The organism is Desulfotomaculum sp. OF05-3 (genome assembly GCF_003435535.1).
Classification (GTDB): Bacteria; Bacillota; Clostridia; order Lachnospirales; family Lachnospiraceae; genus Pilosibacter; species Pilosibacter fragilis.
This window is the reverse complement of sequence record NZ_QWGO01000018.1, coordinates 57,530-74,163: the sequence shown is the minus strand read 5'-3', so window position 1 is coordinate 74,163 and position 16,634 is coordinate 57,530. Positions and strand designations below refer to the sequence as shown.

Annotated in this window: 19 protein-coding genes and 1 riboswitch; of the genes, 10 read left to right on the top strand and 9 right to left on the bottom strand. The window is 45.7% G+C overall.

What is annotated here, in order from left to right; genetic code table 11:
• Positions 1-188: 188 nt before the first annotated feature.
• A riboswitch (glycine riboswitch) is annotated at positions 189-269 on the top strand.
• 162 nt (positions 270-431) lie between these two features.
• Positions 432-983, bottom strand: coding sequence for a hypothetical protein (locus DXA87_RS10895; RefSeq protein ID WP_117470303.1), 552 nt, complete (start codon positions 981-983; stop codon positions 432-434).
• Positions 984-1,726: 743 nt separating this feature from the next.
• Between DXA87_RS10895 and DXA87_RS10890 the strand changes: the two genes are divergently transcribed.
• The 6 genes from DXA87_RS10890 to DXA87_RS10865 all read left to right on the top strand — a co-directional run bounded on the left by DXA87_RS10890 (position 1,727) and on the right by DXA87_RS10865 (position 5,190).
• Complete coding sequence (locus DXA87_RS10890; protein ID WP_158553070.1) at positions 1,727-1,963, top strand: transposase; 237 nt, start codon at positions 1,727-1,729, stop codon at positions 1,961-1,963.
• A 64-nt stretch (positions 1,964-2,027) separates the two neighbouring features.
• The gene (locus tag DXA87_RS10885; RefSeq protein WP_242998036.1) at positions 2,028-2,345 is read left to right on the top strand and encodes a Fic family protein; all 318 of its coding nucleotides are present in this window, start codon (positions 2,028-2,030) and stop codon (positions 2,343-2,345) included.
• A 324-nt stretch (positions 2,346-2,669) separates the two neighbouring features.
• The gene (locus DXA87_RS10880; RefSeq protein WP_117470301.1) at positions 2,670-2,966 is read left to right on the top strand and encodes a hypothetical protein; all 297 of its coding nucleotides are present in this window, start codon (positions 2,670-2,672) and stop codon (positions 2,964-2,966) included.
• 108 nt (positions 2,967-3,074) lie between these two features.
• The gene (locus tag DXA87_RS10875; RefSeq protein ID WP_147325216.1) at positions 3,075-3,344 is read left to right on the top strand and encodes a hypothetical protein; all 270 of its coding nucleotides are present in this window, start codon (positions 3,075-3,077) and stop codon (positions 3,342-3,344) included.
• A 99-nt stretch (positions 3,345-3,443) separates the two neighbouring features.
• On the top strand, positions 3,444-4,283 hold the full coding sequence (locus DXA87_RS10870) for a TIGR02452 family protein (protein WP_117504367.1): 840 nt from the start codon (positions 3,444-3,446) through the stop codon (positions 4,281-4,283).
• Between the two features lie 262 nt (positions 4,284-4,545).
• Complete coding sequence (locus DXA87_RS10865; RefSeq protein ID WP_117504365.1) at positions 4,546-5,190, top strand: hypothetical protein; 645 nt, start codon at positions 4,546-4,548, stop codon at positions 5,188-5,190.
• Here DXA87_RS10865 and DXA87_RS17800 read toward each other — a convergent pair.
• The 7 genes from DXA87_RS17800 to DXA87_RS10835 form a co-directional block, all read right to left on the bottom strand.
• A complete protein-coding gene (locus DXA87_RS17800) occupies positions 5,156-5,407 on the bottom strand; it encodes a hypothetical protein (protein WP_015554488.1) in 252 nt (83 codons plus the stop codon). The genes DXA87_RS10865 and DXA87_RS17800 overlap by 35 nt on opposite strands.
• A complete protein-coding gene (locus tag DXA87_RS10860) occupies positions 5,404-5,715 on the bottom strand; it encodes a hypothetical protein (RefSeq protein ID WP_117504363.1) in 312 nt (103 codons plus the stop codon). The genes DXA87_RS17800 and DXA87_RS10860 overlap by 4 nt, the downstream gene beginning before the upstream one ends.
• Positions 5,716-5,977: 262 nt before the next feature.
• The gene (locus tag DXA87_RS10855) at positions 5,978-6,490 is read right to left on the bottom strand and encodes a hypothetical protein (protein WP_181968342.1); all 513 of its coding nucleotides are present in this window, start codon (positions 6,488-6,490) and stop codon (positions 5,978-5,980) included.
• Between the two features lie 22 nt (positions 6,491-6,512).
• Positions 6,513-6,830, bottom strand: coding sequence for a helix-turn-helix transcriptional regulator (locus tag DXA87_RS10850; RefSeq protein ID WP_117504361.1), 318 nt, complete (start codon positions 6,828-6,830; stop codon positions 6,513-6,515).
• 191 nt (positions 6,831-7,021) lie between these two features.
• Positions 7,022-8,173, bottom strand: coding sequence for a DHHW family protein (locus DXA87_RS10845; RefSeq protein ID WP_117504359.1), 1,152 nt, complete (start codon positions 8,171-8,173; stop codon positions 7,022-7,024).
• A gap of 28 nt (positions 8,174-8,201) precedes the next feature.
• Entirely contained in the window at positions 8,202-9,605 is a 1,404-nt protein-coding gene (locus DXA87_RS10840) for an MBOAT family O-acyltransferase (protein WP_117504357.1), read from the bottom strand.
• Between the two features lie 9 nt (positions 9,606-9,614).
• Positions 9,615-10,199, bottom strand: coding sequence for a hypothetical protein (locus tag DXA87_RS10835; protein WP_117504354.1), 585 nt, complete (start codon positions 10,197-10,199; stop codon positions 9,615-9,617).
• A 204-nt stretch (positions 10,200-10,403) separates the two neighbouring features.
• Between DXA87_RS10835 and DXA87_RS10830 the strand changes: the two genes are divergently transcribed.
• Complete coding sequence (locus DXA87_RS10830) at positions 10,404-11,135, top strand: immunoglobulin-like domain-containing protein (protein ID WP_147326527.1); 732 nt, start codon at positions 10,404-10,406, stop codon at positions 11,133-11,135.
• 210 nt (positions 11,136-11,345) lie between these two features.
• On the opposite strand, the gene lexA is transcribed toward DXA87_RS10830, so the two are convergent.
• A complete protein-coding gene (gene lexA / locus DXA87_RS10825) occupies positions 11,346-11,963 on the bottom strand; it encodes a transcriptional repressor LexA (RefSeq protein ID WP_015554496.1) in 618 nt (205 codons plus the stop codon).
• Between the two features lie 179 nt (positions 11,964-12,142).
• On the opposite strand from lexA, the gene DXA87_RS10820 reads away from it, so the two are divergent.
• The 3 genes from DXA87_RS10820 to DXA87_RS10810 all read left to right on the top strand — a co-directional run bounded on the left by DXA87_RS10820 (position 12,143) and on the right by DXA87_RS10810 (position 16,598).
• A complete protein-coding gene (locus DXA87_RS10820; RefSeq protein ID WP_117470292.1) occupies positions 12,143-12,457 on the top strand; it encodes a LysM peptidoglycan-binding domain-containing protein in 315 nt (104 codons plus the stop codon).
• 179 nt (positions 12,458-12,636) lie between these two features.
• The gene (locus tag DXA87_RS10815) at positions 12,637-13,770 is read left to right on the top strand and encodes an exonuclease SbcCD subunit D (protein ID WP_117504350.1); all 1,134 of its coding nucleotides are present in this window, start codon (positions 12,637-12,639) and stop codon (positions 13,768-13,770) included.
• Entirely contained in the window at positions 13,767-16,598 is a 2,832-nt protein-coding gene (locus tag DXA87_RS10810; protein ID WP_117504348.1) for an SMC family ATPase, read from the top strand. The genes DXA87_RS10815 and DXA87_RS10810 overlap by 4 nt, the downstream gene beginning before the upstream one ends.
• Positions 16,599-16,634 lie beyond the last annotated feature (36 nt).

Genomic DNA, 16,634 nt, shown 5'->3' with positions numbered 1-16,634 from the left:
GTTTCTATCGGACTCAGATTGGTTAATTCTGCTGGTCTTAGGATGGCTGTTTCTATCGGACTCTAACAGAGGTAAGATTTGACGTCCTATTTTGGATTTTGGAAAAAATTTAGGAAATGTACAAAATAGCGGCAAATCCGCATGGATAAAGGATTTGCGATAATTTTCTATTTTGGAAATAAAAAAGTAGTTTTGTTTTGGGAGAGATCGCTCAGGCGATGCCGAAGGGGAACGCAGAAGCTCCCAGGCAAAAGGACCGGTTTCGGACGACGCTCCGAAAAGGCCGGGCGGCAGCGCCCGACCACCGAAGGTGCAACCTCCCAAAGCGGAGGGAATCTCTCAGGTAACTCAACGGGGGCACAAAACCGTAAAGGGCGGTTTTGTGCCCTTTTTTGCTGTCCTAAAAAAGAAACGGAGGAGCGGTATAGCCATCACTCCGAGGCGATGTCGAGACCGGCGTCCCCGCCTCCGCCGGGGACGGAGATCTCCGCCTCGCCCGCGATCTCGCTGGCGGTCTTTTCTTCGCCGTTTTTTTCCTCCTCGTCCTCAAAGAGGGAGTCGTACTCCTCGCCGTCTCCCTCTTGCAGCATGGCCGCGGTCTTGGCCGCCATGTAAAGCTTGTGGTTGTATTCCATCAGCCGCTGTTCATCCTCCGGAGGGACTTGACCGCCGGAGGCGATGCGGTGGTAGATCTCCAGCATCTTGCCCATCTCCTCTGCGGCCTTCGACAGAGCATTGCCCTGCTGCTTTGCAACCTCGGCGTTGTGGATGGCAGTCTCCCGCTCGATGATGCTCTCCATCACGCCCTGGGCCTCGTTGTATTGCGCGTCCACGGCGGACAGCTCACGGGAGATCTCCACACGATCCACATTGGGCGCGCCGCCCTGCTGGCAATTTTTGAGCGCCTGCGACAGGTCACGTTTCCGTGTCCACAGCGTATCCATCTGCGCGGCGTATGCCTTCTTCGCATCTTGAATTTTCATTGCGGAACCTCCTGTCTAAATGTTTTTCATATCCTTATTATCGACAGAAAAATGTTTTTCATATCCTTATTATCGACAGAAAAGGGTCCGGATTTAAGCCGGAGCACGGAAAACAGGACAAAAGCTTAACTGATCGTGGGCAAGACCACTGCCGGACCGCCCTTCCTCGACAAGACCTTGTGGGAACAAACGCTCCGGTTGAAACCGAGAAGGGGAGAGAACATCATGAAAAAAGCGATTGCTTTGCTGCTGACGTTTGTAACGCTGCTGTCCTTCGCGAACGCCAAGGAGGATCTGGCCGCTGAGGATCTCCATATCCCGGGCACCGGTTAAGGCTGATCCATCGCTGTCAAGAAGGGAAAAGCGGGGCGGTCCCTTTCGCCCTCATTTTGCGTGTCCGCGCGCGTTTGTCATGCGCCGTTACCCAAACCGGATCATGGCGAAGGGGGTTCCGCGTATTTAATATGCACTGAATAATAGAAAAAGCCTTATATTTCAATCCATAGAAGCCAATCCGTGGTATAATAGGAGCAAGGGAACTGGCAAAAATCCAGCAAAAATCTTGCACCTGGAGGGCAACTATGTATCGTTACAGCAATGGCCAGATCAGCTTGGCGGATTTCAAACAGCCGGTGGATATGAATCTGAAGGAAAGCAACCGTTGGGTAAAGAAAGCCCAGACGATCCCCTGACTGGAGATCGAGAAGCGCTACGCCGCACTATTCACCAACCGGAAAGGCAATGTGGCCAAGCCGCTGCGTCTGGCCTTGGAGGTCTGCATTATTCAGGCGGAGTATGGCTATTCTGACGAGGAAACCGCGCTCCAGATCCAGGAAAACCCATATCTTCAATATTTCTGCGGGTATCCTGGCTATGATGACGAAAAGCTGCCCTTGATTATGGGCAAAGCTATGAAACAGCAGTACGAGATCTTTATGGTGATGTGCCTTTTAGACAACGTCAGTACGAGGCTCTTGTAGATGGGCAGTGGGTTGATGGTGTTGCTGATAATGTAGTGCAAATTGGTGGTATGATCACCAGACATTGGAGAAGCCAAAAGGAAATCAGCCGATTTACAGGATCACTTATGAAGATTGCCGCCATATGGTCGATGCTATGGAGGATTCGTTTCATTCGGACGTCTTTGGAGTTGAAAAAGAAAAAGGTAAGGTTGAGGGAATCCTTGCTGCAGTATATCAAAGTATATTCGGCAAGTATGCATATCCATCATTAGAAGAAAAAGCCGCAAATCTATTGTATTTTATGATCAAGGACCATCCTTATGCGGATGGCTGCAAGAGAATTGCGGCATCACTTTTTCTTGAATTCCTGGATAAAAACAACGCTTTATTCCAAGATTGAGAAAAACGACTCAGCGATGGAACCTTGGTGGCCGTTACGTTGATGATTGCTGAATCCAATCCAGAAGAAAAAGAAGTAATGGTGAAACTGGTGATGAATCTACTGAATTTGCAATAAAAAGCACGGATTGCAATACTTGTCCCTGAGATTCTCACCAGCAAATACTGCTGTGAGAAATGCTTGTGTTTTATCACGATGAATTAACAGAGGAAGATATTAAAATTCTCTCTCTGGTTTCGGAGATTACAAAGAACGAGATAGCGAAAATGCTGTCAAGATTTGCAAAGAATTCAAAGTGAGTGAAAATCGAAAGGAGACCAGACTATGGGAAGGCTTTATAAAATCAACCCGCCGTGTCCCAAGTGCCATGAGGAACATAATTGGTGGCATATCCAGCTGACGGATGAGGAACAGGCGAAGATGGATGCGTATGTGGCAGCCAGTGAGGGAAAATCATCCTTGGAGTTACTTCTGGGCGAGCCGGGAATTGTTGTTACACGAAAGCTTAAGTGTTGTTGCTGCGGTCACGTATTTGAAGCGGAAGCCGGGCTGCGGAAATTCGACGAAGTCGGATACCGGGATCGGGATTTTATTGCGGCGGTCGGCGAAATACCCGTGTGATAAGATTAAGGAGTTGATGAGATGCATTTGGATCAGTCGGCATTGGGAATCCTGCGTAAAGCAGAAGATAAGAACGGTCGGAAATACATGGATTGGCGGATACCGTATATGGATCAGCTAGGACTGATCATGGTCTATAAATCCGACAGCCGGTATGAGAAGTATATGATTTACTTTTTCACAAGTCCGGCAAGTAAATGTCCCGGCAAATACCTGCATACAACCTACGGAAGTATCCAGGTGGAAGATGGTTCATTGACAATCAGAACAAAGAACAGCGTCTATGAGTTTGAGCTGGATGCATCATGCGTATCAGAAGTGGATATGATTTTGCTGTTACGTATGGTAAACGAGTATTTTCGTGATGATGGCATGTAAGGCAGACAATGCCAGGTACTGGGCTGCGGGAGCGATTCCGCGGCCGTTTTCATAGCGTTAGATCTGAAATTAACAGAGAGAAAAAGGAATGATAAACATATGAGCAGTTTTGAGAATGTAGAGGTTTTTGAAGATACTAAAAAGCTGTGCGAGACAAACGGAAAGATTAAGGAAGTTCTTGCACGGTCGGTGAAAAACCAGAAACTCATCCTGGAAGAAGAGGCGCTGTCTGCCGTGGATAAGGCACGCTTTGAAGATGAAGCGAAGATTGTTGTATCCACAAAGCGGACTTTCGAGGCGGCTGCAGATTATGCAGGTCAGAAGGTGGCGGTACATAACTTTGCCTCTGCCACAAATCCGGGCGGCGGCGTGACAAGGGGATCCAGCGCACAGGAGGAATGTCTGTGTCGGTGTTCCGGCCTGTATTTCTGCCTGAGCGTACCGGAAATGATGAAAGGATTCTATTACCCTCATCGGAATGCAAAGAATCCGATCAACAATGCGGATATCATCTATACGCCGGATGTGACCGTATTCAAGACGGATACGGGCAGGCCGAAGCTGATGAATGAAAAAGACTGGTATGAAGTGGATGTGATCACCTGTGCGGCACCGAACCTGCGGGAACGGCCGAGCAACCGGTTCAACCAGGGTAACGGTGACCGGGCGGTAAAAGTCAGTGACCGGGAACTCCTGGAAATTCATAAGAAGAGGCTGACCAGGATTCTGGATGTTGCCGTACTGAACGGTGACGAAGTGGTGATTCTGGGCGCATTCGGATGCGGAGCATTTCAGAATAAGCCGGAAGTGGTGGCGCGTGCTGCCAAAGAAGTGATTGCGGATTATCTGTACGCATTTAAAACCATTGAATTTGCGGTCTATTGCCCGCCGCGGGATGATACGAACTTCAAAGTGTTTAAGCGGGTGATGGGAGCGTAAAGAATTGAAAGGAGACAAGCGATGGGAGAAAATTATGCATATATGGATGCCGATGAGGTGATGGAATTGCAGGATATTAAAGTTGGTGAAATAACCCGTGCAAAAACATGATTTTTGAATAGCAAAAGAAAGGCAGTCTCTGCTTAGGTAGGGATTGTCTTTCGTATATTCGCAAGAATTAAACCGCAGGTTCAATGCAGTTTTTCCTGTGCCGTGATATAACTGTCGTATCAGGGATATTACGGGAAAGGAGAAACTGTCCATGGATACTGTAAAGAGAATTGCAAAGCGAATGAGTCCGAAGGAAAACAGAAAGAGTTACAAGGAAGAATGTTCCGTTTTCCTGTCACATCGGAAGAGAGAATCATTATGGGAAAGGATTTCCATATGGAAAGAGGACGTCATCTGTATTTATCAAAGACTGCGGTACGGATACTGTTACCGTGACATCTGGTCGATTGACCAATGGTTTCTTACGGTTGTTCCGAACATGATTCATGACCTTCGTGTCAACAGCCATGGTTATCCCAGCTTCTTTGAAGGACCGGAAGAAGAAAATATCCGGAAATGGGATCGTATCCTGGGAAGAATGGAATTTCTGTTCCGGGAAGCAAATGAGGATACATGCAGAAAGAAGAATCTGTATGAGGAAGAGCATGACCTGGCACAGGAAGAATTCACGACAAAATACGGCATGTTCGGTGAGAAGCTGAAGACGGAAGAGGAGATTGCGAGAGAAAAGCGGGAGCATACACACCGGTTGTATATGATGAGCGATGTGCCGGAATATGTAGAAATCTCGGGAAAGTGGCTGGCGGCAGAGGGCGAACTGCGTGAGTATCGGGACCAGTGCCTGAAGCAGGGCATGGAGCTTATGACGAAGTATTTTCGGAACCTGTGGGATTGATATGCAGGGACGGACAAAAAGGAAGAGGTGGGGAATCGAAGGAGGATTCCCTGCCGCTTCTGTCATGGGCTTTCTGTTTCTTCCGGTAATATGCCTTGCCGTTCGGCATGGTCCGCGTTGCCGGGTTCAAAATTCCCCAGGTAGAACGCTGTGCGGAATGGTATGTCTTTTGTGCTTTCTTACTCTGTTTGCTGATCGGAACAAATGATTTCTTCATGCGGCACCTCGATTCTGTCCCAGTGTTTCCATGATGTTATTGCAGAATTCCATGTAATCGTTGTGTCCGAAAAGAAGCATCTTGTTGCACAGCAATTCCATGGATTTCTCAAATTCCGCCGTATCTTTCTTTCTGACTTTGCAGATAATGATGTGGTACGGGGAATTGTCCCGTGAGAATTCACTTCCGAACCGCACGGAAACATGGTTCTGTGTGAGCAGGGAATCTGCAAGATAGTCCTTGTGGTCGATGTACATATATGGGACGGACAGGATGGACCGGCCGTCCAGTCTCAGAAAATTTTTCATAGGCTCCTCCTTTGTGATAGCTGTCTGTAAGGAAAATGCTGCGAAATTTGCATTCCGCAGCCGTGGTGCCTGAAACCGTACCCTGGCACCGGCGTGATCACTCACGGGTTTTCTACAGGGAAATTGTTTACCTTTTTATTTTTTGAATTAATTTACCATGAACCGAAAGATACAATGGATAAAAGATAACAAAATAATCTATGCCACTGAACATTAACAAGACCATCTGCATTTTTAAAATGACCCTGTACGGAAAAATCCTTTAAATGTCCGCTTCAAACAGGAAAGTCTGATTGTACCGGTCAAGGGCAATCTGCATTTCCATGATCTCACCGGAGATGCATTCATAATCACGTTTTACCAGTTCTGGATCATAATTGGTGTAGCGGTATTCAGGAACGGCATTTCTGGAGCTGAATGCATGGGAAGATTCCCTCATTTTTGGCAGATATTTCCGCATGGTGTCCAGAGTCGCTTTGCGGGAGCTAAGTTGTGCCATTCTTACCAGAATGCTGTCGACACTCATTTCCGTATCGCCTACCCTGATCTTTGCGGTGGCATTGGCCAGGTTCAGGGCGTGCTTGATGATGACGGCTTTTCGGTCGATTTCTTTTAACGTCTCAGAAACGGCGGAATAGTCATATTTCGGGATGACCGGTTCCTCGCCGACAGCGGCAACGTAAGTGCGGGATGACGCTTCCTGGGCCTCCCAGTAAGATTTTTCGTCCGCCAGACTTTTGAGCAGTTTATTGGCATAAGCCGAAGTTATTTTCATAATGTGTTTCGCCTCCTTCGCATCACTTCCTTATGACACGATTATAAGGCAGGAGAGAGAAGATGTCATTGAACCACTGGTTTAAACTGACCCATAAACGAGGAATATCCCCGTCAATGACGAGGATATTTTCAATACTGGTATGTAATAATCTGCTGAGAATGATAAAGTTGTCCAGGCTCGGCAGCGATTTTCCGGCGATCCACTTATAGATTGCCTGTGGGTTTTCAAAGCCGAACGCACCCTGGACCTCGCGGATCGTATAGTTTTGCTCCGAAAGCAGCTGCTTTATCCGCTTCCCGGTTTCCACGGGCTGGATTGACAAATACATCGGTTCCATTTGCATCCCTCCATGATTCTGTACTATCCCGAAACACTTGCTTTCATTCTATCACGAACGCAGCGGATTGAACAGCGAAATTTATCCGGCCGGACGGTTTATTTAGAAAGCTGATTGGCATGGACAATAGAAGGTGGGCGAGTAAAATCTGTTTTGATTTTGGCAGATCAATGCTTCTGCAAAGTTTACAATCAGGTCAATGTCTCACTATGATTCAGTACCGATGTACTGTACAGAAACAGTACATCCTGATTCTTAAATTCTATAAAACGTTCAAGTAAATCTGCCCTCAGATACCGGATATCCACCAGAGTGATCTTGGCATACCCTTCAGAAAGAAGAGGAGCGATACTGCTGCCAAAGGAATCCCGGAAAATGACAAGCTCTTTGTCCGATTTACAGTTCGGATTCTCGATGGTTATCAGAGAGCGGGGACCGGAAAGAAAGATCTCATAAGGATCTTTGCCGGATTTTTTCTCCATATTATAGATGGAACCCATCGTCTGATCCTCATGATTGGTCACGATACAGCCATCTAAAACATCATTGGATAGATAATATAGCGTTTCCGGCGGCAGTGGAAGAGCAGATTGACCATAATATACACCATAAAAAGGGACATCCAGCGCATATTCTGTGTAAGCTCCGGAGATAGATGTCCCCATGCCCTCCGCAAGAACAGCTGCCGTCTCTGGAAGCTTCTCCTGACGCCAATGGGTATCTGTCTTATAGTAATCCGTAATATCCAGCGTTCCTGTGATATCGATATAGTCTGCGTAGTTCATGTGATTCCGCATCATATGGAACAGTTTTTCATAGTCCGTGGAGAGGTATCCATGTTTCTCCGCAAGAAAGTAGCTTTTATCCGGGACAATGGAGAGATAAATATTCATCTCCTTGTCAGCCAGATATTTCTCATAGATATATGCAAACCGGTCCGCTGCATGTTCCAGAGAATCCATTTGAAGCGGATATTCAAGCTTTGCTGCATAACCATCCTGTATATAAATATCATGATTATCAAGCTGACCAAACACATCGTAGGTAGTATAGGCTTTCAACGTCCGGAACTGATCTCGCAGCGGAAATTGATCAAGAGTATACTTTTCAAATTCCGTCATAAAGCTTCCATCGGACATGGTATCCAGGGAAAACTTCGGGCGCTGTGCAAGCTTTCGCCGTTCGTTGTCAGAAAACTCCTGGGGCGGCAGCAGCCAGGACGCCATGGTAAGGCTAACAAATACGACTCCCAGCACAACTACTGTAACTATGTTGTTTATATGATTGATATTTTTTGCATTGTTTGTATTCTTTATGCTTTTTATATTCTTACATTCTATCATCTATCATTCCTTCCCGACCTCAGAATTCCTAAAACCTGAAATAAAGAAATGGGTTAAAGGAGCCATCCACAAGAAAAGCCGTACAGATAAGCAGCAGGGCTGAAAGTGCCAGTGGTTCTGCGAATAACATAACTGCTGTTCCTGTTTTCCATTGCTGGATCCGTCTGTAAAAGGACTTTGGAATCGGTGTCGCACCAAGCAGGGCTATCATCAAGACCACAAAATAGCTGCGGAAATAGTAGCTGCATGCTTCAGAAATCAATGGATATCCGCCTGTTCCAAACATGGCTTTCAGGTACGAGAATGCCTGGGACATATCAGTGGCATCAAAGATCACAAAACTGATTGCAGCAGCAGTCAATACATAGATGCGGTTTAAGACATGGCTCTTTTTAAGGATTTCCAAAAGCCATATCTTCTCCAGAATCAGCAGCAGAGCAAAATAAAGTCCCCAGATTACGAAATTCCAGGCGGCACCATGCCAGAAGCCCGTCAGCATCCAGACCAGAAATATATTAAACAGATGCCGCGGTAAACTTACACGACTGCCTCCCAGAGGAATATAGACATAATCCCGAAACCAGGTGCCGAGAGACATATGCCAGCGACGCCAGAATTCAGTTATACTTTTCGAGATAAAAGGATAATTAAAATTTTCCAGAAAATCAAATCCAAATAGCTTTCCAAGTCCGATGGCCATATCACTGTATCCTGAAAAATCAAAATATACATGAAGGGTATAGGCGACTGCATAGAGCCAGAAGAAAAGTACCGATTTATCATCCGAAGTCCGGAAGATGCTGCACAATTCTCCAAGCAGATTGGCGATCAGAATCTTCTTGCCGAGTCCTAAGATAAATCGGCGGATTCCCTGAGCCGTCTTGCCCATAGTATGAATACGCCCCTTCAACTGTTCTGCAATATCCGAATAACGGACGATGGGACCGGCGATCAGCTGAGGAAAGAGTGCCACATATGCAGCTAGGTCTATCAGATTTCTCTGGGCTTTCACATGCTGTCTGTATACATCCATCGTATAGCTGAGTACCTGGAAGGTATAAAAGCTGATTCCGATGGGAAGTGTGATGTTAAGCAAGGGGATCGAACACCCGGTGACGGCATTTACATTACGGATAAAAAAATCTGCGTATTTAAAATAACCAAGCATGAGAAGGCTGGATGAAACCGAAAGTGCGAGAAAAAGCCTGGCAAGCTTCGGGATACTCTGGTAACGCTCGATCAGCAATCCGAATATATATGCCATCAGGATGGCAACTACCATCCAGACTACGTACTTCGGTTCTCCCCAGCCATAGAAACACAGGCTGGAAAGCAGGAGAACCGTATTTTTCAATGATCCCGGTGCTGCAGCATAAAGGATCAGGACACCGGGCAGAAACCAGAATAAAAATGGTATGCTCGAAAAAAGCATAGGTTCCTCCTAATCAAGTACAGCCGGTGCATCCACCAGAACGGTGGAATCCGGTGCCACTTCCGAGCAGGCCTCAACCAGATCATCGACACATTCCTCAGCGCCGTATGCCATCATGACATAATCCGCAACCGAGATGACAACCACCTTGTCCGGGAAGCCGCACATCCAGCGCTGACCCTGAATCTCAGCTTTGTAATCCTCGGCAAATTCTTCTGCTTTCGAGGTGTCCTTAAGCTTCGCAAAGGCGGAACTGAAGGTGTTGGTGTTCATCATATGCTGCAGGGTAGCTGTATCATCATCCAGCATATCATAAAGCTCATCATTTACATGAAGAAGATACTCAAATATCTCCTTATTCTCATCAGTCATGGCGAATTTTGCCGGCGCTTCCGCTTCATTCTCTGCATCACCGCCTACAGCTGCAAACTGCCTGTCCTCGCCCAAAGCATCCCAAACTTCTGTATAAAAATCAACCGCCGATTCAATCACCGTCTCCGGGGATTTCGTCGGTTCATCTGCAGGCTTGCTGCCGCATCCTGCCAGAGAAGCAGCCATGGTAAGAGTCAGAAGCGTTGTAATTGTTTTTTTCATATTGAAAAATTCCTTTCATTATAGGTTTTTGCTTATCAGACTTTATTATCTCAGAAAACCAGGTATAAAGCAAGGCGGGTATAAAAACAGTAAGAATTGTAAAAAAATGTAAGGAAAACTTTATGGCATATGGTCAGGAGTTTATTTATAATAATAATAGAAATGTTGTCTTGTAATACAAACATATGGAGAGGCGGTGTCATAATGAGAAAAGAATTATTAGTCATATTGGGAATCTCCGGCCTGCTTCTGGTCGGCTGCCATACTGTACCCAATGCAGCGCAGGAAACAAACACGATCGCCCCTACTGGTTATGCTTCTGAAGAGGTACAACGCATCTCTTTATTTTATGATGGTTCCCTGTATTTGTATAATGCCACCGGCTTTGATTTCCAACAAAAGGGAAGCTGGGAGTATTTAGGTCAGATAGCCTTTGTGAATAATTTGGAATATCCTACAAAAGATTTAAACGGCACCCATTTAAACGTAGGGCAGGAGGTTTACAGGGATCCGGAATCTCCTCAAAAACTATATGTAAAGTATGATTCAGGTTTTGCACTCTTTGAAGCAGAAAAGGCTACAAAGGAAGAAACTGTGGAGTATCTTGATTATGTACATGCGGAAATTAGGCTGGCAACTTCTGACAGCCTTCAGCTGAAGCTTTCCAATGTCAGCAATGAAACGATAATCTATGGGGAAGCGTATACAATGGAGGTCTTTCGGGATGATAGATGGGAGAAACTTCCGGTTTTACCCGAAGATTATAGTTTTATAGAGATTGCCTACGAATTGGAACCCGGAGAATCTCGGTTTATGGATATAGATTTTGCATGGTTATACGGAGAACTCCAGAAAGGCAAATATAAAATGATAAAAGAGATCTATTTGCCAGACGGAAGAGTATATTCGGTACCGGCAGAATTTGAAATACAATAAAACATGAAGCCCCACCGGATCTCGAATGATGTCGTATAGTCATAGATATCCAGTGGGGCTTTTTCTCTGAGCCATATAAGATGTCTGCCTTTTTCGAACGGCAAGTCATCGCAAGTTCATCACGGTGGGAGTGAGGTCTCCGGCGGGGAGAGACGTTCCTCGAGGATCACAGCGATTCTTTAAGAACTATCCGTAAAAATAAAGATCGGTTTAATTCATCATACGGAAAAGACCGATGACCTTTCCAAGGATCTCGACCTGATCAAGAATGATCGGATCCATCGAGGAATTTTCCGGTTGGAGACGGAAATGGCCATTTTCCTTATAGAAAGTTTTTACAGTAGCGGAATCGTCCACCAGAGCAACGACCTTATCACCGTTTTCAGCGTTTGGCTGCTTTGCAACGATCACTTTATCGCCGTTGTAGATTCCGGCCTCGATCATACTGTTTCCTTTTACCTTCAACATAAATACTTCCTTATTTGGAAGAATTTCTGCAGGAATCGGGAGATAATCTTCGATGTTCTGTTCTGCAAGGATTGGCACTCCGGCAGCGACCGTACCGATCACCGGCACGTTTACGAGTTCGCGTCTCGTCAGGGCGAAATCGTCATCAAGGATCTCGATCGTTCTCGGCTTTGTCGGATCACGACGGATATAGCCGTTTTTTTCCAAGGATTCCAGATGAGAGTGCACGGAGGAAGTGGACTTTAAGTGTACCGCTTCACAAATCTCGCGCACAGCCGGCGGATAACCTTTCTTTAAGATCATTTCTTTTATATATTCAAGTATTTCTCTCTGCTTATCAGTAATTTTTCCCTGACTCATGAAATCCCTCCTTTTTTCATCTGTATACATAGTACCATAAAATACGGGAAAAAGCAAACCTTTGTTCGAAAAATACCGAAAAAGAATTGACAAACATATGTTCGTGTGATAGAATTCGATACAGAACAGATGTTCGCAAACGTAAGTTTGGACTCGCTGGATACAAAGGAGGAAGCTGTATGAAGAAGTATTTGATAGCCCTTGTTATGATTGTAATGATTATGTCCTGCTTTTTCGGAAAGACTCTGGTTATGGCGAATGAAGAGAGTGATGATACAGTCTATAACCGCTATTATACGACGATCGAGGTAGAAAAAGGTGATACACTCTGGTCGATTGCAAAAACTTATTATCACCACTCCGGTATGTCGGTACGGGAATACGTTTATGAGCTGAAATTGATAAACGGAATGGTTTCAGATGAGATACGCGCCGGAAATATGATCTCCGTGGAATACTATGCGGAGACACCGGGGAATCCGTATATAAAGTGATCCTCAAAAAGATGTTTCCCGGATATGAGTGTTGCGGTAAGAACCGTTTTTTGACCAGAGAATAAGATCCCATGGACAGATATATGTTCCGGGGTCTTATTCTTTATAGGACAATGGCTTGCTATTGCCGGTGAGAGACATTACAATAGGATTAACAGCAGAGACCACAGGAGGCACAGATGAGATTATTCCATTTATCAGATCTTCATATCGGAAAGAGAGTGAATGAATTTTCTATGATCGAGGACCAGAAATATATTCTTGAAAGGATTCTGGATCTCGCGGAGAAAGAGATGCCGGACGGAGTGATCCTGGCAGGAGATATCTATGATAAACAGATTCCCTCCGCGGAAGCGGTTCAGGTGTTCGATGAGTTTATCACAAAGCTTGCGGAGAGAAAGCTTCCCGTCTTTGTTATCAGCGGAAACCATGATTCTGCGGAACGACTGGCTTTTGGGGGAAGACTGCTAAACAGCCGGGGAATTTATCTCTCCCCCGTCTATGACGGAACCGTCATGAAAATTCCGATCGCAGATCAGTATGGGACGGTCTGGATCCATCTTCTTCCGTTTATCCGTCCGGCAGCTGTGCGCCGCGTATTTGAAGATGAGTCAGATTTGATTACAGATGTCCAGTCTGCAGTACGTGCAGTGATCAGCCACATGGAGATCGATCCGAATGAGAGAAATATCCTCGTGGCGCACCAGTTTGTTACAGGAGCGTCCCGATGCGAATCGGAGGATATCCAGATCGGAGGTCTTGATAATATTGATGCCTCAGTCTTTGAGGCATTTGATTATACAGCTTTAGGGCATATCCATAGTCCTCAGAATGTGGGAAAGGGCATGGTGCGCTACTGCGGAACGCCCCTGAAATATTCCTTCTCTGAGACGGATCAGGAAAAATCGATCACGGTCGTGGAGATGGAAGAAAAGGGAACGGTAAAGATCAGACTTCTGCCTTTAAAACCATTTCGGGATATGCGAAAGCTCCGGGGAACATATATGGAACTGACTGCCCGTTCGTTTTATCGGGATATGAACTGTGAAGACTATATTCAGGTAACGTTGACGGATGAGGATGATGTGCCGGATGGACTTCAGAAGCTGAGAGTCATCTATCCGAATATTATGCAGCTTTTGTATGATAATCAAAGGACAAGAGCCAGCAGCCAGATTGACGCGGTTCAGGATGTAGAAGAAAAAACAGAGTTAGAACTGTTCCGGGAGTTTTATGAGCTTCAGAATAACCAGCCTATGATGAAACAGCAGGAAGAGTTTGCAGAAAAATTGATCCGGGAGATAAAAGAATGAAGCCAAAAAAACTGGTGATCAGTGCTTTTGGCCCCTATGCGGGAGAGAGCACGATTGATTTTGAAAAACTTGGAGAACACGGGCTCTACTTGATTACGGGGGATACAGGTGCCGGTAAGACAACGGTCTTTGACGCAATCACATTTGCCCTGTATGGGGAAGCGAGTGGGACTGTGCGGGAATCCGGAATGTTCCGCAGCAAATACGCAAAGGCAGAGACAGAAACATTCGTAGAATTGACTTTTTCCTACCAGCGAAAAGAATATAAAATCCGGAGAAATCCGGAATATCAGACCCAAAAGAAACGCGGAACCGGATTTACAACGAAAAAAGCAGATGCGGAGCTCTTTTATCCCGACGAACGTCAGCCTGTTACAAAGATGGGGGCAGTGACAAAGGCGGTAACGGAACTTATGGGGCTTGACTATAAGCAATTTACCCAGATCGCGATGATCGCACAGGGGGATTTTCAGAAACTCCTGATCGCAGGAACTGCCGAACGTGGGGAAATCTTCCGGCAGATTTTTCATACGGAAATCTATCAGACAATTCAGATACGTCTCAGGGACGAAGAACGGAGAAGAAGAAAAGATTACGATGAACTGCGCCGGAGTATCAGCCAGTATTTGAATGATGCCAGTTTTGAGGAGGATCCGGCTGCCGGTCAGGAGTTCCTTGCTTTAAAGAAAGCCGGTTTCGAGGGGAAAATAACTGATGGAATCAATTTACTGCGTGCTGAGACGAAAAAAGAGCAGGAGCGTTTGGAGGTACTGGATGAAACGCTAAGGAAAATTGAAGAGCAGATTTGCAGTGTTAGTGAAAAAAAGGGAAAAGCGGACCTACTAAAAAAGACAGCAGCTGAACTTGAAGCAAAACAGCAGGAGTTGGAGTTACTGCAACCGGAATATGGACGGGTGCTCGCTGAGTGGAACAGGATAGAAAAGCAGGAAGGAACACGCGAGAAACTGACAGAACGGATTCAGAAACTTGAACTTAGCCGTCAAAGCTTTATCGAGCTGGATAAGACTCGTGAAGAGATCAACGGAAAAGAAAAGCTTCTTTTGAAGATTCAGGAAGAAAAAAAGGAAAATGAAAATCAAGTCAGCAGCCTCCAGAAAGAACTGGAAGACAGGCGCGGGGAGAAAGAGCATAATCTGGGAGTGCCGGTAGAAAGAGAACGGCTCACACGTGCAAAAGAGAAACTTTTACACCGAAAAAATGAACTGGAAGAACAAATGAACCGGGTGGAGTCTATCAATAGAGAGTTAAAAAATGCTCAGGAGGAATACCGGAGTGCTGTTGATCAGTGCGATGAGATTCGCAGTGTCTATGCACATCTTGAACGCTTATTTTTGGATGCTCAGGCTGGAATTCTGGCCCAAAATTTACAGGCTGGAATGCCCTGCCCGGTATGCGGTTCGATTCATCATCCGGCTCCGGCGAAACTTTCAGAAGAGATTCCGGACCAGAAGGAACTGAAGCGAAAAGAACAGGAAAAGGCGCAGGCAGAAGAAAAGGTCCAGAGACTTAGTGAAAGAGCCAGCTTTTTTAAAAGGAATTTAGATCAGGAAATGAGAAATACAGCTGAGCTGATCTGCGGAACGGAAAAAAATCTGGTCAAAGAGGCCTTAATTGTAACTGGTCCAGACGAGCTTGTGACTGCAGCAGATCCGGTAATTGAAAAATTAGATGATGAACTCCGGGCTTTGGAGATCCGCATAAAAGCGAACACAGAACAGCAGAAAGTGCTGGATGGATTGGGTGGTATGATAAACCGTCTGGAAACAGATCTGAATGTTGCAGGAGAAAGAAACAAAGAACTTGCTCTTTCAGAACAGAATCTGGTGACAGTATTAACAATGCTGCGGAAGCATGTGGAAGAGTTTCAGAGAAAGCTGGAAGGTCAAAATGCTGTGGAGATTGAAAATAATCTGCAAGCCATGAAAACCAGAAAAAGTGAACTTGATCAGGAAGCAATTGACGCGAAAAAGGCTCTGGAGCGATGTCAGAACCAGAATGCCAGTCTGAATTCAGCAGCGGAAGCTCTTAAAAAGCAGATTCGGGGATTCGAAGATATTCCAGAAAAAGAACTTTCAGAGACAATGGAATATTTGGAAACAGAGAAGGCAGAGACATCAAAGCTTCGTGAAAAAATACATTCGTCCTGGCACAATAATCTCAGAATCTATGAAGCTGTATGTGGCCAGCAGGGCAGAATGGAACAGACGGAAAAGGAATATGTCTGGATCCATTCCCTTGCGGATACGGCAGGCGGAACATTAAACGGTAAAAGTAAAGTTGAACTTGAAACCTATGTCCAGATGGCATATTTTGACCGGATCTTACGGCGGGCGAATCTTCGGCTGATGACGATGAGCAGCGGACAGTATGAGATGAAGCGGCGGGAAAGTGCTGACAATAAAAAGGATAAAAGTGGGTTGGAGCTAAATGTCATCGACCATTACAACGGAAGTGAGCGGAGTGTAAAGACACTTTCCGGAGGCGAGACTTTTCAGGCATCTCTGTCTCTTGCACTTGGCCTTTCAGATGAGATCCAGTCTATGGCCGGTGGAATCCAGATGGATGCCATGTTCGTGGACGAGGGGTTTGGTTCTCTGGATGAAGACGCATTAAATCAAGCAGTAAAGGCATTGGGAAATCTGGCAGAAGGGAAAAAACTGGTTGGCATCATTTCTCATGTTTCAGAGCTGAAAGACAGGATCGACAAGAAAATTGTAATAACAAAAAATCGCAGCGGAGAGAGAGTTGGAAGCAGCATAACGGTATTAGGGGATTATTCAGCCGATGGGGTGTCCGTATTTATGTAAAAACGTTGGGAGCCAACGGAAAGTGGCTCCCAACGA

Bases quoted from the DNA above. Each gene is read 5' to 3' on its own strand.
- DXA87_RS10895 (WP_117470303.1), bottom strand. From the start codon at position 983: ATGAAAATTCAAGATGCGAAGAAGGCATACGCCGCGCAGATGGATACG.
- DXA87_RS10880 (WP_117470301.1), top strand. From the start codon at position 2,670: ATGGGAAGGCTTTATAAAATCAACCCGCCGTGTCCCAAGTGCCATGAG.
- DXA87_RS10875 (WP_147325216.1), top strand. From the start codon at position 3,075: ATGGATCAGCTAGGACTGATCATGGTCTATAAATCCGACAGCCGGTAT.
- DXA87_RS10870 (WP_117504367.1), top strand. From the start codon at position 3,444: ATGAGCAGTTTTGAGAATGTAGAGGTTTTTGAAGATACTAAAAAGCTG.
- DXA87_RS10865 (WP_117504365.1), top strand. From the start codon at position 4,546: ATGGATACTGTAAAGAGAATTGCAAAGCGAATGAGTCCGAAGGAAAAC.
- DXA87_RS17800 (WP_015554488.1), bottom strand. From the start codon at position 5,407: ATGAAGAAATCATTTGTTCCGATCAGCAAACAGAGTAAGAAAGCACAA.
- DXA87_RS10860 (WP_117504363.1), bottom strand. From the start codon at position 5,715: ATGAAAAATTTTCTGAGACTGGACGGCCGGTCCATCCTGTCCGTCCCA.
- DXA87_RS10855 (WP_181968342.1), bottom strand. From the start codon at position 6,490: ATGAAAATAACTTCGGCTTATGCCAATAAACTGCTCAAAAGTCTGGCG.
- DXA87_RS10850 (WP_117504361.1), bottom strand. From the start codon at position 6,830: ATGGAACCGATGTATTTGTCAATCCAGCCCGTGGAAACCGGGAAGCGG.
- DXA87_RS10845 (WP_117504359.1), bottom strand. From the start codon at position 8,173: ATGATAGAATGTAAGAATATAAAAAGCATAAAGAATACAAACAATGCA.
- DXA87_RS10840 (WP_117504357.1), bottom strand. From the start codon at position 9,605: ATGCTTTTTTCGAGCATACCATTTTTATTCTGGTTTCTGCCCGGTGTC.
- DXA87_RS10835 (WP_117504354.1), bottom strand. From the start codon at position 10,199: ATGAAAAAAACAATTACAACGCTTCTGACTCTTACCATGGCTGCTTCT.
- DXA87_RS10830 (WP_147326527.1), top strand. From the start codon at position 10,404: ATGAGAAAAGAATTATTAGTCATATTGGGAATCTCCGGCCTGCTTCTG.
- lexA (WP_015554496.1), bottom strand. From the start codon at position 11,963: ATGAGTCAGGGAAAAATTACTGATAAGCAGAGAGAAATACTTGAATAT.
- DXA87_RS10820 (WP_117470292.1), top strand. From the start codon at position 12,143: ATGAAGAAGTATTTGATAGCCCTTGTTATGATTGTAATGATTATGTCC.
- DXA87_RS10815 (WP_117504350.1), top strand. From the start codon at position 12,637: ATGAGATTATTCCATTTATCAGATCTTCATATCGGAAAGAGAGTGAAT.
- DXA87_RS10810 (WP_117504348.1), top strand. From the start codon at position 13,767: ATGAAGCCAAAAAAACTGGTGATCAGTGCTTTTGGCCCCTATGCGGGA.